This window comes from Streptomyces sp. NBC_00572 (genome assembly GCF_026341815.1).
Taxonomy (GTDB): Bacteria; Actinomycetota; Actinomycetes; order Streptomycetales; family Streptomycetaceae; genus Streptomyces.
The window spans coordinates 3,095,331-3,110,080 of record NZ_JAPENX010000001.1 but is presented as its reverse complement, the minus strand read 5'-3'; the positions used below and the strand labels follow the sequence as shown (position 1 = coordinate 3,110,080).

Here is a 14,750-nt window from a genome sequence, read left to right as displayed (position 1 = left end):
CCGTACCGCGAACCAGTGAGGGGGCGTACCCGGCATGAGTCCCGGTGACGAGCACGACAGCTTCGGCGGCGTGGGCGGCTCGGGCCAGACCCGGACCCGCCTGCCCGAGGGCAACAGCGGCGACGTGTACGGCGGCGCCCGCCGCCCCGTCCGCAGCTCCCGCTCCCTCCTCACGGTCGTCGGCGTGGTGGTCCTCCTCGTCGCGGCCATCGCCTTCGCCAACCGCGGCGGTGCCGACCCGGCAGACGCGGCCCCCTCCTCCGACACCCCCGGCAAAACGGCCGCCACAGCAGCGACAGGCACCCGCCCGGTCACCGGCAAGAACGGCCACATCCCCACCGGCTACGCCCACGACGACCAGGGGGCACAGAGCGCGGCGACGAATTACGCGGTGGCGCTGGGCTCGGCGGAGATGTTCTCCACCGACGGACGCAACGAGATCGTCGACACGGTCTACGCGCCCGACGCTGCGGCCGCCGACCGGGACGAGCTCCGCAAGGCCTACGGCGCCAAGGATTTCCTGAGCAGTGTCGGTCTCCAGGAGGACGGCACGGCGCCGCAGGGCATGACGTTCGTCTCCCGGGTCATTCCGGTGGGCTCCAAGGTCGAGAGCTACACCGACAACCAGGCGACGGTGTCGGTCTGGTACTCGTCCTTGTTCGGCCTCACCGGCGTGGACTCGAAGAACCCCGTCACCGAGGCCTGGTACACCGAAACGTTCGAGCTGCGTTGGGTCGACGGCGACTGGAAGGTCAGCAAATCCACCCAGAAGGACGGCCCCGTTCCCGTCGGCCGTGACCAGAGGGCGTCCAGCGCCCAGGACATGGAGAACGCCGTCGGTCAGTTCGGAGGCTTCACTTATGCCCGGTAAGCCCGCCGTCCGCACCACCCGGATCATTGCCGCGCTCGGCGCAGCCCAGACGGCTCTCGTCCTGTTCGCCGGCCGAGCCTCCGCGGCACCCACGCCCACCCCGAGCGCGAGCCCGAGCACCAAGGGCTGCGACCTCCTCACGGGACAGGCCAGGAAGCACTGCGAAAGCGGTCTGTCAGGCGGCGGGGGCGGTCAGGGCTCCCTCACCGACCCCACCACCGCACTCGACCCCCTCAGCTCCCTTGCCAACGGTTGCGCCAACGCCGCCATCGCCACCCTCGACTACCTCTCCAAAGCCGTAAAAGAAACCGCCGACGTCGACTTCACCAACACGGAGTTCCTCGGCCGGTACGCCATCGTCTTCGCCGCCTCCACCGTCCTCACCCTCCTCCTCTGGCTGCTCGCCGTAGCCAAGCGGGCCATCCGCGGCGTCCCCCTCACCACCGCCCTCTCCGAGGCCATCGGCTTCCTCTGGCTGACGGTCCTCGCCTCCGCCTTCACGCCGCTGATCCTCTACACCGTCGTCAACGCCACCGACGCCGTCACCGAGGTCATCGCCTCCGGCACCGGCCAGCAGACCGACATCTTCTTCGGCAGCTTCAAGGAGGCCCTCCAGAAGGGCGACAGCATCGGTGGCGGCCCCATCATGCTGATCATCGTGTCCCTGGTGACGGTCCTCGCCGCGGGCGTGCTGTACCTGGAGCTGTTCCTCCGCGCCGTCATGCTGTACGTCGGCGCCCTCCTCGGCGTCGTCGTCTACTCCGGCCTCGTCGACAAGAACATGTGGGGCCACGTCCGCCGCTGGGCCGGCATCATGATCGCGATCATCCTGGTCAAGCCGGTCATCGTCATCGTCCTCGGCCTGGCCGGCGCGCTCTCCTCCGGCACTGGACCCGACTCGTTCTCCGCCGTCGTCTCCGGCCTCGCGATCATCCTGCTCGCGATCTTCGCCTCCGCGATGATCTACCGCTTCGTCCCCGGCTTCGGCGACGAGATCGCCGCCTCCCGCAACAACCGCCTCCACCGCGCCGGCGAGAACGCGGCCGCGGCCGTCATCTCCTCCCCCGCCTCCCTCGTCTCCCAGGGCATCAAGACCCACAGCTCCCGCGGCGACGGCGGCGGCGGCCAGGGCGCCCAGCCCGCCCGCCCCGCCAACCCCATGTCCGGCGGCATGGCCGCCCACAGCAGTCGTGGCGGAAGCGGTGGCAGCGGCGGCGGCGCGACTCCCCCGCCTCCGCCCCGTAGCAGCAGCCCCACCGCGGGCACCCCGCACAGCAACCGCAAGAACTCTGGAGGTGCAGGGCGTTGACGACCCAGTCCCAGCCGGTCGCGCCCCGCCGTACGTATCTCGTGGGCCGGGCCCGGCCCAACGCGATCGTCGGCAAGAACCGCGAGACCGGCGAGATCGCCCTGATCATCGTCGGCGCCTTCCTCGGCATGATGAGCGGACTCCTCGTCCCCCTCCTCCCCCTGCGGATCGCGCTCCTCGCCGGCCTGCCCATGCTCGCGATCGCCGCCGTGTACCTCCCGTACAAGCACCGCACGTTCTACAAGTGGTTCGAGATCAACCGCAGCTACAAGAGGATGCTCAAGCGCGGCACGGCGTACCGTTCCGTCGTCACCGAGGCCGGCACCCGCCTCGACGGCCGCGAGGTCGAGGTCGGCCCGCCGCCCGGCATCGGCCGCGTCGGCTGGCTCGCCGCCCCCTTCGGCCCCGACGAGATCGCCGTCCTCCTGCACGCCGACCGCCGTACGGTCACCGCCGCCATCGAGATCGAGGGCCCCGGCGTCGGCCTGCGCGACAGCGAGGACCAGGAAGCCCTGGTCGACCGCTTCGGCACCCTTCTGAAGCACGTCGCCAACGGCGACGGGTTCGTGACCCGCCTCCAGATGCTGGCCCGCACCCTCCCCGCCGACCCCGACGCGCACGCCAAGGACGTCGGCCAGCGTGGCGACCCCCACGCGCCCGCGTGGCTCATGGAGTCGTACGACCAGCTCCAGTCGATGGTCTCCACCTCCAGCGAGCAGCACCGCGCCTACCTCGTCGCCTGTATGCACTACACGCGCGAACTCGCCGCCGAGGCCAACGCCATGGCCCGCGCAGCCAAGCACGCCTCCGGCGCCCGCAAGCTCGACCGCGACGCCGGCCTCGCCGTCGTCATGGCCCGCGAGCTCACCGACATCTGCGCCCGCCTCGCCGAGGCCGACATCCGCGTCCGCCAGCCCCTCGGCCAGTCCCGGCTCGCCTCCCTCGTGCACTCCATGTACGACCCGGACCACCCCATCGACCACATCCAGGCCATGACGAAACGAAACGCTTGGCCCGCCGAACTGGACGCGATGGAGCCGACGTACCTCCAGGCGAAGACCCGCGAGTCCTCCACCCGCGCCCCCTGGTGCCACGCCACCGCCTGGGTGAAGGAGTGGCCGATGACCCCCGTCGGCGTCAACTTCCTCGCCCCGCTGCTCGTCCACACCCCGGACGTGATCCGTACGGTCGCCGTCACCATGGATCTGGAGCCCACCGAGGTCGCCATCGAGCGGATGCTCACCGAGAAGACCAACGACGAGGCCGACGCCAGCCGCGCCGCCAAGATGAACCGCACGGTCGACCCGCGCGACATCGCCGCCCACGGCCGACTCGACCAGCGGGGTGAAGATCTCGCCAGTGGCGCGGCCGGAGTGAACCTGGTCGGGTACATCACGGTGTCGTCGCGTTCGCCCGAGGCCCTGGCCCGGGACAAGCGCACGATCAGGGCCTCCGCCGGCAAGTCGTACCTGAAGCTGGAGTGGTGCGACCGCGAGCACCACCGGGCCTTTGTGAACACCCTGCCGTTCGCGACCGGCATCCGCCGCTAGGGCCGAAGGGGCACAGACCCATGCGAGATCCGCTGTCCGTCCTCACCGACGCCTTCACCTCCTTCGTCCTCGGCAAGGTGGAGACGACCCGCCTGCCCGTCCGCACCTCCACCGGGCAGGCCCAGGCCGTCTATCTGCCGACCGCCGCCCCCGGCCTCGGCGACTCCGGCGTGATCATCGGCCGTGAGGTCTACAGCGGCAAGGGGTACATCTACGACCCCTTCCAGCTGTACGGGCAGCAGCTCCCCGCCCCGCACTGGCTGGTCCTCGGCGAGTCCGGCAACGGCAAGTCGGCCCTGGAGAAGACGTACGTGCTCCGCCAGCTCCGCTTCCGCGACCGGCAGGTCGTCGTCCTCGACGCCCAGGGCGAGGACGGCGTCGGCGAATGGAACCTCATCGCGCAGGAGCTGGGGATAACCCCCATCCGCCTGGACCCGATGGTCGCCAACGACTCCGGGATCCGCCTCAACCCGCTCGACCCGTCGATCACCACGACCGGGCAGCTCGCCCTGCTCCGTACGATCATCGAGGTGGCGATGGGCCACGGCCTCGACGAGCGCGCCGGCTTCGCGCTCAAGGTCGCCCACGCCTACGTCACCGAGCACACCACCCACCGCCAGCCGATCCTCACCGACATCGTGGAGCGTCTCCGCCACCCCGAGGCCGAATCGGCCGAGGCGATGAACGTCGACATAGACGATGTACGGGCCTGGGGCCTGGACGTCGCCCTCGTCCTGGACCGCCTCGTCGACGGTGACCTGCGGGGCATGTTCGACGGCCCGACGACCGTCGGCATCGACCTCGACGCGCCCCTGATCGTCTTCGACCTCTCCCACATCGACCGCAACTCCATCGCCATGCCGATCCTCATGGCGATCGTCGGCGTCTGGCTGGAGCACACCTGGATCCGCCCCGACCGGAAGAAGCGCATCTTCCTGGTCGAGGAGGCCTGGCACATCATCAACAGCCCGTTCGTGGCGCAGCTGTTCCAGCGGCTGCTCAAGTTCGGACGCCGCCTCGGCCTGTCCTTCGTCGCCGTCGTCCACCACCTCTCCGACGTCGTCGACGGAGCGGCGGCCAAGGAGGCCGCGGCGATCCTCAAGATGGCCTCCACCCGGACCATCTACGCCCAGAAGGCCGACGAGGCACGCAACACGGGCCGGGTCCTCGGCCTGCCACGCTGGGCGGTGGAGATCATCCCGACCCTCACCCCCGGCATCGCGGTCTGGGACGTCAACGGCAACGTGCAGGTGGTCAAACACCTCATCACCGAACGAGAACGCCCGCTGGTCTACACCGACCGCGCCATGACGGAGGCCTCCGTCACGGACCCGGAGCTGGAGTGGGAGACGGAGCAGCGCGCGATCCTCATCGAGCAGCAGATGAACGGCACTTCGCAGTCGACGGTGGCATAGATGGAAACGGCACGGAAGGGAGGCGGAGGGGTCTCCGACGGGCTGCTGCTCAGCCTGTTCGCCCTCCTCCTCTGTCTCACGGTCCTGGTGTGGACGGCGACCGGCCTGGCCGGCCTCTTCTCCCACGGCGCCTGGCCGCAGGACGTCGCCTTCACCGGCACGCCCTCGGCCCTGCGCTCCCTGGCCACCGCGCCGACGGACCTCGCCGCCGCCTGGCCGACCACTCCACCGGGCCAGCTGTCGAGATACGGCCTGTTCTGGGGCCTGCTGATCGGCGAGGCGATGATCCTCCTCGTCCTCGCGGTCTTCGCCCTGGGCACGATCGCCCGCTGGCGAGCGGTACGGGCGAACAGGAAGGCGGGCGTGTACGGGCCGACCCGGGAGCCCGTAGGCGACACCCGGGAGCCCGCGTACGAGGAGCCCGTACGGCAGACCCCGAAGCGGTCGCCCGCGAAGCCCGTACGGGAGGAACCCGTGCGCGAGGACTCCGTACGTGAGGACTCCGTACGTGAGGAGCCCGCTCGGAAGGCGGCTCCTCCTGCTCCCCGCCGCCCGGCCACGGTGGAGGCACCGGAGCCGGACCCCACCCCCGCGCCGCCCGCTCTCACCCCCACTCCCACGGGAACCCCCCGCACCTTCTACGGCCCCCCGGCCGCCCGCCGTCCCGCCGCCGTGCAGGCGATCCAGGACGCCGAGGGCCCGGTCCTGGTCGTCACCTCAGACCCCACGCTCTGGTCCACGACCAAGGACGCGCGCGGCAAACTCGGCCCGGTCCTCGTCCACGACCCCGGCCACCTGTGCGACACCCCCGCGCGGCTCCACTGGTCGCCGTCCGAGCGCTGCGAGGACCCGGCCGTGGCCACGGAGCGGGCGATCGCTCTGCTGGCCCCCGTCCGCCCGCACTCCCGTCTGGACGCGGCCACCGCCGACACTGCGGAAACGCTCCTGCGCTGCTGGCTGCACGCCGCGGCCGTCGACGGGCGCCCGTTCCGCCAGGTCCACCGCTGGGCCCAGGGCGCCGGCGCCCACGAGCCGGTACGGATCCTCCGCAGCCACCCGAAGGCGGCCTCCGGCCACGCGGGGCTGCTCGAATCGGCGCTCACCGCCCACCCGGAAAGCCGCCGCCTGGCACAGGAACTGACGGCCCGTGCGCTCGCGTCACTCTCCTCGATCCACATCAGGGAGGCCTGCACCCCGAATCGAACGGATTCGCTGGCGCTGGCATCTTTCCTCCCCGAAGGGGGCACCCTCTACGTGGTGGGGGAACCGATCGAGGATCCCCGCACCCACCCCGGCGCGATGCCGCTCCTGACGGCGCTCGCCGCAAGCGTGGTCGAGCACGGCCGCCGCATGGCCGCACGGTCATCCGACGGTCGGCTCGACCCACCAATGACCCTCGTCCTGGACGACGTCGCCGCCGTGGCCCCGCTCCCCCAGCTCCCGGAGCTCCTCGCCACCGGCCACACCCAGGGCCTCCCGACCCTGGCCCTGATGCGATCCCCGGAACAGGCCCGCACCAGGTGGCCGGAGACCTCCCCGAGCCGCTGACGCCCAGGCCGTGTCCGGAAAGTAGCGCCGTCTGCCCGCAGGGCAGGGCCCGGACTCTCCGGACACGGCCTAGAGGGCCCGCCGGATCTCGTACTCCTCCTCCATAGCCGTGTCGTGCCCCGGCACCGCCACCCGGTCCCCCGTCGCCACGAACCCGAAGCGACGGTAGAAGGCGGCGGCCCGCGCGTTGTCCTCGTGGACGTACAGCCGCACCCGCTCCACCGGCTGCGTCAGCGACCAGGACCACTCCACGCCCGCACGGAACAACGCGTCGATCACACCCGTACCCCGGGCCTCGGGCCGTACGTAGACACCCACGATGTGCGTCTGGTCGGCCTTCGCCGGCTCCCCGAAGCGCACCTCGTCCGTCGTCCGCTCCACCAGGAGCGAGATCGTGCCCACCCAGCGCCCGTCCGGGGCCTCGGCCACGAGCTGCCGCACCTTCCCCTCGCCGCTGTCGGACGCCCCTTCGGCGCGCTCCTGCCAGAAGGAGTCCGGGCGCTGCACGGCGTCCTCGTACGTGTCGAGGAACGCGAGATGCGCGATCGGGTCCCGGAGCGCCGCCAGACGGATCTCGCGGGTCTGCTCCCACTCGTCGGCGCGGATGACACGTATCGAAAAGTCCATGGGACCGATCCTCCGACGCCCGCACCCCCCTGACAAGGGCTTTTCCCCTGTCGTACCCCGGTACTACGCCCCCGCCCCACCTCCCGCCCCAGGTCGGACGAACGCCCCCCGCCCGCTCCCTAACGTCGAATACATGATCCGAGCAGAGAACCTCACCAAGCGGTACGGCGACACCACCGTCGTCCAGGACCTCAGCTTCACCGTCCACCCCGGCGCCGTCACCGGCTTCCTCGGCCCCAACGGCGCCGGAAAGTCCACCACCCTCCGCATGATCCTCGGCCTCGACGCCCCCACCCGCGGCCACGCCACCGTCGACGGCCGCCCCTACGCCCGGCACGGCGCCCCGCTCACCCGCGTCGGCGCCCTCCTCGAAGCCCGCTCCGTGCACCCCGGCCGCTCCGCCCGTCACCACCTCACGGCCCTCGCCCTCACCCACGGCATCCCCCGCTCCCGCGTCGACCGGGTCCTCGCCCTCGCCGGCCTCACCCATGTCGCCGACAAGCGCGTGAAGGGCTTCTCCCTCGGCATGGGTCAGCGCCTCGGCATCGCCGCCGCACTCCTCGGCGACCCGGCCACCGTCGTCCTCGACGAGCCGGTCAACGGCCTCGACCCCGAGGGCGTGCTCTGGATCCGCACCCTCCTCAAGTCCCTGGCCGCCGAAGGCCGTACGGTCCTCGTCTCCTCGCACCTCATGAGCGAGATGGCCCTCACCGCCGACCACCTGATCGTCATCGGCAAGGGCCGGCTCCTCGCCGACACCACCGTCGACGAGCTCGTCCGCGCCTCCGGCGGCACCTCCGTCAAGGTCATCACCCCCGAGGCCGACCGGCTGCGCAACCTGCTCCCCGGCGCCGGCATCACGGTGGAGGCCCCCGACACCCTCCTCGTCACCGGCCCGGACGCACCGGAGATCGGCCGCACGGCCGCCGCCCACGGACTGCCCCTCCATGAACTGACCCCTCAGGCCGCCTCCCTGGAGCAGGCGTTCATGGCCCTCACCCACGATTCCGTCGAGTACCAGGGAGCCACCGCATGACCACCGAGACGGCCACACCGAAGATCGCCCCTGTCCCCCGCCTCACCCACGCGCGCGTACTCCGCTCCGAGTGGCACAAGCTCTGGACCGTCCGCTCGACCTGGATCACCGTCCTCAGCGCCGTCGCACTCGTCCTCGGCGTCGGCATCCTCATGGGCGCCACCTACACCGATGACGGCGGCGACTCCGACGTCGACACCGTCATCCTCACCCTCTACGGCTCCCAGCTCGGCGCCATCGCCCTCGCCGTCCTCGGCATCCTGGTCACCGCGGGCGAGTACACGACCGGCATGATCCGCGCCACGCTCACCGCCGTCCCGAGCCGCCTCCCCGTCCTGTGGGCGAAAGCGGCCGTCTACACCGGCGTCGTCCTCGCCCTCACGTTCGTCACCAACCTGCTCACCTTCCTCACCGCCCAGTTCTTCCTCTCCGACACCGACCAGGCCGCCTCCCTCGCCGACGACGGCGTTCTCGGAGCCCTCGCGGGCAACGCCGCCGGCATCACCCTCCTCGGCCTGATCGCCCTCGGCCTCGGCGCGACCCTCCGCTCGGTACCGGGCGCGATCGGCGCCTTCGTCGGCGGCGTGATGATCCTTCCCGAGGTCCTCGGGATGCTCCCGTACGAGGCCATGCAGACAGCCGTCCGGTACTTCCCCACCCAGGCCGCCGGCGCCCTCGGCTCGGCCACCCCGATGCCGGGCGCCGCCTCCCCCGGCGCCGCCCTCCTCGCCCTGCTCCTCTGGGCGACCGCCGCACTCGCCGTCCCCGCGCTGTTGCTCAAGCGCCGGGACGTATGAGGAGATGATCACGTGACCACCGAGACGGCACGGGACACGGCACCCGGAACGACGGGGCTCAGCCGGCACACCCAGCAACTGCTCACCCGCGCCCGTGCCGTCGACTCCCGCCGCCCCTGGCTGTGGGACACCACGCTCACGCTCTTCTGGACGGGCGCCGCGCTCGTGGACGCGTCCGGCGGCTGGCGGACCACGGCCCCCGACCCGTCCGTCCCGGTCTGGCTCGTGATCACCCTCAGCCTGGCCCTCGCCCTTCCGCTGTACCTGCGCCGCCGCAACCCCACGGCCGTCCTCGCCGTGATGGCCTGCGCGGCGCTCGTCAGCGCCGCGTCGGGCGCCTTCCTCCAGGCCGGCTACCTCCAGCTGATCCCGCTCTTCCACATCGCGCTCACCCGCCCGCCCCGCGCCCTCCTGGGCGCCGCCGCCCTGCTCCTGCCGCCGCTCCTGACGGGCGCGCTCCGCTTTCCCCGGGGCAGCTGGGACCAGCACGTCGTCCCCACCCTGTGGACGTACGCGCTCGTCGCCCTCCTCGGCATCGCGGTCCGCTCCCGCAAGGACCACACGGCGTCCCTCGTCGACCGGGCCCGGCGCCTGGAGATCGAACGCGACCAGGAGGTCCGGCTGGCCGCGGCGGCCGAACGCACCCGGATCGCCCGCGAGATGCACGACATCATCGGCCACAACCTCTCGGTCATCACGGGCCTCGCGGACGGAGGCCGGTACGCGGCGGCCAAGAACCCCGAGCGCGCCGCCCAGGCCCTCGACGCCATCGGTACGACGAGCCGCGAGGCCCTCGCCGAACTCCGCCGCCTCCTCGGCGTCCTGCGCGACGACGAACAGGAGGCGGTCCGCGACCCCCAGCCCACCCTGGCAGACCTGGACACCTTGATCACCGGAGTACGCAAGGCAGGCCTGCCGGTGCGGTTCGGCACCCTCGGCACCCTCGGCACCCCCGACGCCCCCGACGCCCCCGACGCCCCCGACGCCCTCACGACACAACCGCTCACGCCGGGCGCCCAGCTGACGGTCTATCGGGCCATCCAGGAGGCCCTGACCAACACCCTCAAGCACGCCGGCGAGGGCGCCGGCGCAACGGTCCTGCTGACGTACGCGCCCGGCGAGGTACGAGCGGAGATCACGAACACGGGAGCTCCGGCCCCGGCCTCACCGCCGGGCCAGGGGCTCACGGGCATGCGCGAACGCGCGGCCCTCTACGACGGCACTCTCGAAAGCGGCCCGCTGCCGACCGGCGGCTGGCGCGTCACACTCACACTTCCCCGGAAGGGCTCCCCCTCGTGACGACCGTGCTCATCGCGGACGACCAGCCGATGCAACGCTTCGGCTTCCGCATGCTGTTGGAGAGCCAGGACGACATGACCGTCGTCGGCGAGGCCTCGAACGGCACCGAGGCGATCCGGCTGGTCGACCGCCACCACCCCGACGTCGTCCTGATGGACATCCGGATGCCCGGCCTCGACGGCATCGAGGCCACCCGCCGGATCGTCGCCGCAGGCGCCCGGACCCGGATCCTGATCGTCACCACCTTCGACCTGGACGAGTACGCGTACGACGGCCTGCGCGCCGGCGCCAGCGGCTTCCTGGTGAAGGACGCCCAGCCGGAGGAACTCCTCGCCGGGATCCGCGCGGTGGCGAGCGGCGACGCGGTCGTCGCCCCGAGCCTCACCCGCCGTCTCCTGGACGCGTACATCCACCACCTGCCGGCCTCCCCCACCGCGGACCCGGGCCCGGAGGACCCCCGGCTCGCCTCCCTCACGGAAAGGGAGCGCGAGATCCTCACGGTCATCGGCCAGGGCTGGACGAACACGGAGATCGCCGAACGCCTCCACCTCGCGGAATCGACGGTGAAGACCCACATCGGCCGCATCCTCGCGAAGACCGGCGCCCGCGACCGCGTCCAGGCGGTGATCCTGGCGTACGACACCCAGCTGGTCGCGCCGGCCTGACCCGCAAGGGGTTCGAAGGGAAGGGGTCTCGCAAGGGGTTCCGGCCCGTAAACGCAGAAAAGCCCCGCACCATAAGGTGCGGGGCTTTCCCACAATGATTGTTCGGCGGCGTCCTACTCTCCCACAGGGTCCCCCCTGCAGTACCATCGGCGCTGAAAGGCTTAGCTTCCGGGTTCGGAATGTAACCGGGCGTTTCCCTAACGCTATGACCACCGAAACTCTATGAAGTTAACCAACCGGATATCGGCACGGTTCGTTACTTCAGAACTAACACAGTGGACGCGAGCAACTGAGGACAAGCCCTCGGCCTATTAGTACCGGTCAGCTCCACCCATTACTGGGCTTCCACATCCGGCCTATCAACCCAGTCGTCTACTGGGAGCCTTACCCTCTCAAGGAGGTGGGAATACTCATCTCGAAGCAGGCTTCCCGCTTAGATGCTTTCAGCGGTTATCCCTCCCGAACGTAGCCAACCAGCCATGCCCTTGGCAGGACAACTGGCACACCAGAGGTTCGTCCGTCCCGGTCCTCTCGTACTAGGGACAGCCCTTCTCAATATTCCTACGCGCGCAGCGGATAGGGACCGAACTGTCTCACGACGTTCTAAACCCAGCTCGCGTACCGCTTTAATGGGCGAACAGCCCAACCCTTGGGACCGACTCCAGCCCCAGGATGCGACGAGCCGACATCGAGGTGCCAAACCATCCCGTCGATATGGACTCTTGGGGAAGATCAGCCTGTTATCCCCGGGGTACCTTTTATCCGTTGAGCGACGGCGCTTCCACAAGCCACCGCCGGATCACTAGTCCCGACTTTCGTCCCTGCTCGACCCGTCGGTCTCACAGTCAAGCTCCCTTGTGCACTTACACTCAACACCTGATTGCCAACCAGGCTGAGGGAACCTTTGGGCGCCTCCGTTACCCTTTGGGAGGCAACCGCCCCAGTTAAACTACCCATCAGACACTGTCCCTGATCCGGATCACGGACCGAGGTTAGACATCCAGCACGACCAGAGTGGTATTTCAACGGCGACTCCACCATGACTGGCGTCACGGCTTCAAAGTCTCCCACCTATCCTACACAAGCCGAACCGAACACCAATATCAAACTGTAGTAAAGGTCCCGGGGTCTTTCCGTCCTGCTGCGCGAAACGAGCATCTTTACTCGTAGTGCAATTTCACCGGGCCTATGGTTGAGACAGTCGAGAAGTCGTTACGCCATTCGTGCAGGTCGGAACTTACCCGACAAGGAATTTCGCTACCTTAGGATGGTTATAGTTACCACCGCCGTTTACTGGCGCTTAAGTTCTCAGCTTCGCCCTGTCGAAACAGAGCTAACCGGTCCCCTTAACGTTCCAGCACCGGGCAGGCGTCAGTCCGTATACATCGCCTTACGGCTTCGCACGGACCTGTGTTTTTAGTAAACAGTCGCTTCTCGCTGGTCTCTGCGGCCACCCCCAGCTCACGGAGTAAATCCGATCACCAGACGTGGCCCCCCTTCTCCCGAAGTTACGGGGGCATTTTGCCGAGTTCCTTAACCATAGTTCACCCGAACGCCTCGGTATTCTCTACCTGACCACCTGAGTCGGTTTAGGGTACGGGCCGCCATGAAACTCGCTAGAGGCTTTTCTCGACAGCATAGGATCATCCACTTCACCACAATCGGCTCGGCATCAGGTCTCAGGCTATGTGCTGTCCGGATTTACCTGGACAACGCCCTACACCCTTACCCCGGGACTACCACCGCCCGGGTTGGACTACCTTCCTGCGTCACCCCATCGCTTACCTACTACCACCTTGGGTCAGCGGCTCCACCACTTTCCTTTCCCCGAAGGGTCCGGAACGGCTTCACGGCCTTAGCATTAATGGGCTCGATATTGGGCGTTTCAAAGCGGGTACCGGAATATCAACCGGTTGTCCATCGACTACGCCTGTCGGCCTCGCCTTAGGTCCCGACTTACCCTGGGCAGATCAGCTTGACCCAGGAACCCTTAGTCAATCGGCGCACACGTTTCTCACGTGTGTATCGCTACTCATGCCTGCATTCTCACTCGTGAACCGTCCACAACTCGCTTCCGCGGCTGCTTCACCCGGCACACGACGCTCCCCTACCCATCACAGCGGGCGTTGGCCCTATTGCTGCAATGACACGACTTCGGCGGTACGCTTGAGCCCCGCTACATTGTCGGCGCGGAATCACTTGACCAGTGAGCTATTACGCACTCTTTCAAGGGTGGCTGCTTCTAAGCCAACCTCCTGGTTGTCTCTGCGACTCCACATCCTTTCCCACTTAGCGTACGCTTAGGGGCCTTAGTCGATGCTCTGGGCTGTTTCCCTCTCGACCATGGAGCTTATCCCCCACAGTCTCACTGCCGTGCTCTCACTTACCGGCATTCGGAGTTTGGCTAAGGTCAGTAACCCGGTAGGGCCCATCGCCTATCCAGTGCTCTACCTCCGGCAAGAAACACACGACGCTGCACCTAAATGCATTTCGGGGAGAACCAGCTATCACGGAGTTTGATTGGCCTTTCACCCCTAACCACAGGTCATCCCCCAGGTTTTCAACCCTGGTGGGTTCGGTCCTCCACGAAGTCTTACCTCCGCTTCAACCTGCCCATGGCTAGATCACTCCGCTTCGGGTCTTGAGCGCGCTACTGAATCGCCCTATTCGGACTCGCTTTCGCTACGGCTTCCCCACACGGGTTAACCTCGCAACGCACCGCAAACTCGCAGGCTCATTCTTCAAAAGGCACGCAGTCACGACCCATTGAGTAAACTCAATGAGCGACGCTCCCACGGCTTGTAGGCACACGGTTTCAGGTACTATTTCACTCCGCTCCCGCGGTACTTTTCACCATTCCCTCACGGTACTATCCGCTATCGGTCACCAGGGAATATTTAGGCTTAGCGGGTGGTCCCGCCAGATTCACACGGGATTTCTCGGGCCCCGTGCTACTTGGGTGTCTCTCAAACGAGCCGTTAATGTTTCAGCTACGGGGGTCTTACCCTCTACGCCGGACCTTTCGCATGTCCTTCGCCTACATCAACGGTTTCTGACTCGTCTCACAGCCGGCAGACTGTGAAAGAGAGATCCCACAACCCCGCATGCGCAACCCCTGCCGGGTATCACACGCATACGGTTTGGCCTCATCCGGTTTCGCTCGCCACTACTCCCGGAATCACGGTTGTTTTCTCTTCCTGAGGGTACTGAGATGTTTCACTTCCCCTCGTTCCCTCCACATGCCCTATGTGTTCAGGCATGGGTGACAGCCCATGACGACTGCCGGGTTTCCCCATTCGGAAACCCCCGGATCAAAGCCTGGTTGACGGCTCCCCGGGGACTATCGTGGCCTCCCACGTCCTTCATCGGTTCCTGGTGCCAAGGCATCCACCGTGCGCCCTTAAAAACTTGGCCACAGATGCTCGCGTCCACTGTGTAGTTCTCAAGCAACGACCAGCCACCCATCACCCCGCCACATAAGCAGCGAGTTCACTGGGGCCGGCATCGCGAAGATACAAACCTTACGGCCGTACCCTCAGATACCCAACAACGTGCCAAGCACAGTCCGTTCCTCGAAGCCCGTTTTCCACGCCGAAGCAGTACTAACGATTTCTCGGAGAGAGACTGTGCCAA

General features: G+C 68.1%; 10 protein-coding genes and 2 rRNA genes. 9 read left to right on the top strand and 3 right to left on the bottom strand.

Annotated features, from left to right (window positions below; all coding sequences use genetic code 11):
• Positions 1 to 34: 34 nt before the first annotated feature.
• Genes OG514_RS14305 through OG514_RS14285 form a run of 5 tightly spaced genes read left to right on the top strand, consistent with a single transcriptional unit; the run spans position 35 to position 6,693 of the window.
• Positions 35 to 871 (top strand): hypothetical protein, encoded by an 837-nt coding sequence (locus tag OG514_RS14305; RefSeq protein ID WP_266894535.1) that lies wholly within the window; start codon positions 35 to 37, stop codon positions 869 to 871.
• A complete protein-coding gene (locus OG514_RS14300) occupies positions 861 to 2,180 on the top strand; it encodes a hypothetical protein (RefSeq protein WP_266894533.1) in 1,320 nt (439 codons plus the stop codon). The genes OG514_RS14305 and OG514_RS14300 overlap by 11 nt, the downstream gene beginning before the upstream one ends.
• Positions 2,177 to 3,730, top strand: coding sequence for an SCO6880 family protein (locus OG514_RS14295; protein WP_266894531.1), 1,554 nt, complete (start codon positions 2,177 to 2,179; stop codon positions 3,728 to 3,730). Before OG514_RS14300 ends, OG514_RS14295 begins: the two co-directional genes overlap by 4 nt.
• A 20-nt stretch (positions 3,731 to 3,750) precedes the next feature.
• Positions 3,751 to 5,145, top strand: coding sequence for an ATP-binding protein (locus OG514_RS14290; protein WP_266894529.1), 1,395 nt, complete (start codon positions 3,751 to 3,753; stop codon positions 5,143 to 5,145).
• Positions 5,146 to 6,693 carry a type IV secretory system conjugative DNA transfer family protein gene (locus OG514_RS14285; protein WP_266894527.1) on the top strand — a complete coding sequence of 516 codons (1,548 nt, stop codon included), beginning with the start codon at positions 5,146 to 5,148 and terminating at the stop codon, positions 6,691 to 6,693.
• A 69-nt stretch (positions 6,694 to 6,762) separates the two neighbouring features.
• Here the strand turns inward: OG514_RS14285 and OG514_RS14280 are convergent, their stop codons facing one another.
• Entirely contained in the window at positions 6,763 to 7,320 is a 558-nt protein-coding gene (locus tag OG514_RS14280; protein ID WP_266894525.1) for a GNAT family N-acetyltransferase, read from the bottom strand.
• Between the two features lie 133 nt (positions 7,321 to 7,453).
• Between OG514_RS14280 and OG514_RS14275 the strand changes: the two genes are divergently transcribed.
• The 4 genes from OG514_RS14275 to OG514_RS14260 are packed head-to-tail and all read left to right on the top strand — an operon-like array spanning position 7,454 to position 11,117.
• The gene (locus OG514_RS14275; protein ID WP_266894523.1) at positions 7,454 to 8,356 is read left to right on the top strand and encodes an ABC transporter ATP-binding protein; all 903 of its coding nucleotides are present in this window, start codon (positions 7,454 to 7,456) and stop codon (positions 8,354 to 8,356) included.
• The gene (locus tag OG514_RS14270) at positions 8,353 to 9,153 is read left to right on the top strand and encodes an ABC transporter permease (protein WP_266894521.1); all 801 of its coding nucleotides are present in this window, start codon (positions 8,353 to 8,355) and stop codon (positions 9,151 to 9,153) included. The genes OG514_RS14275 and OG514_RS14270 overlap by 4 nt, the downstream gene beginning before the upstream one ends.
• 12 nt (positions 9,154 to 9,165) lie before the next feature.
• Complete coding sequence (locus OG514_RS14265) at positions 9,166 to 10,452, top strand: sensor histidine kinase (RefSeq protein ID WP_266894519.1); 1,287 nt, start codon at positions 9,166 to 9,168, stop codon at positions 10,450 to 10,452.
• Complete coding sequence (locus OG514_RS14260) at positions 10,449 to 11,117, top strand: response regulator transcription factor (protein WP_266894517.1); 669 nt, start codon at positions 10,449 to 10,451, stop codon at positions 11,115 to 11,117. Before OG514_RS14265 ends, OG514_RS14260 begins: the two co-directional genes overlap by 4 nt.
• Positions 11,118 to 11,217: 100 nt before the next feature.
• Here the strand turns inward: OG514_RS14260 and rrf are convergent.
• Both rrf and OG514_RS14250 read right to left on the bottom strand, forming a co-directional pair.
• Positions 11,218 to 11,334, bottom strand: a 5S ribosomal RNA gene (gene rrf / locus OG514_RS14255).
• A gap of 74 nt (positions 11,335 to 11,408) precedes the next feature.
• Positions 11,409 to 14,531 (bottom strand): 23S ribosomal RNA (locus OG514_RS14250).
• Positions 14,532 to 14,750 lie beyond the last annotated feature (219 nt).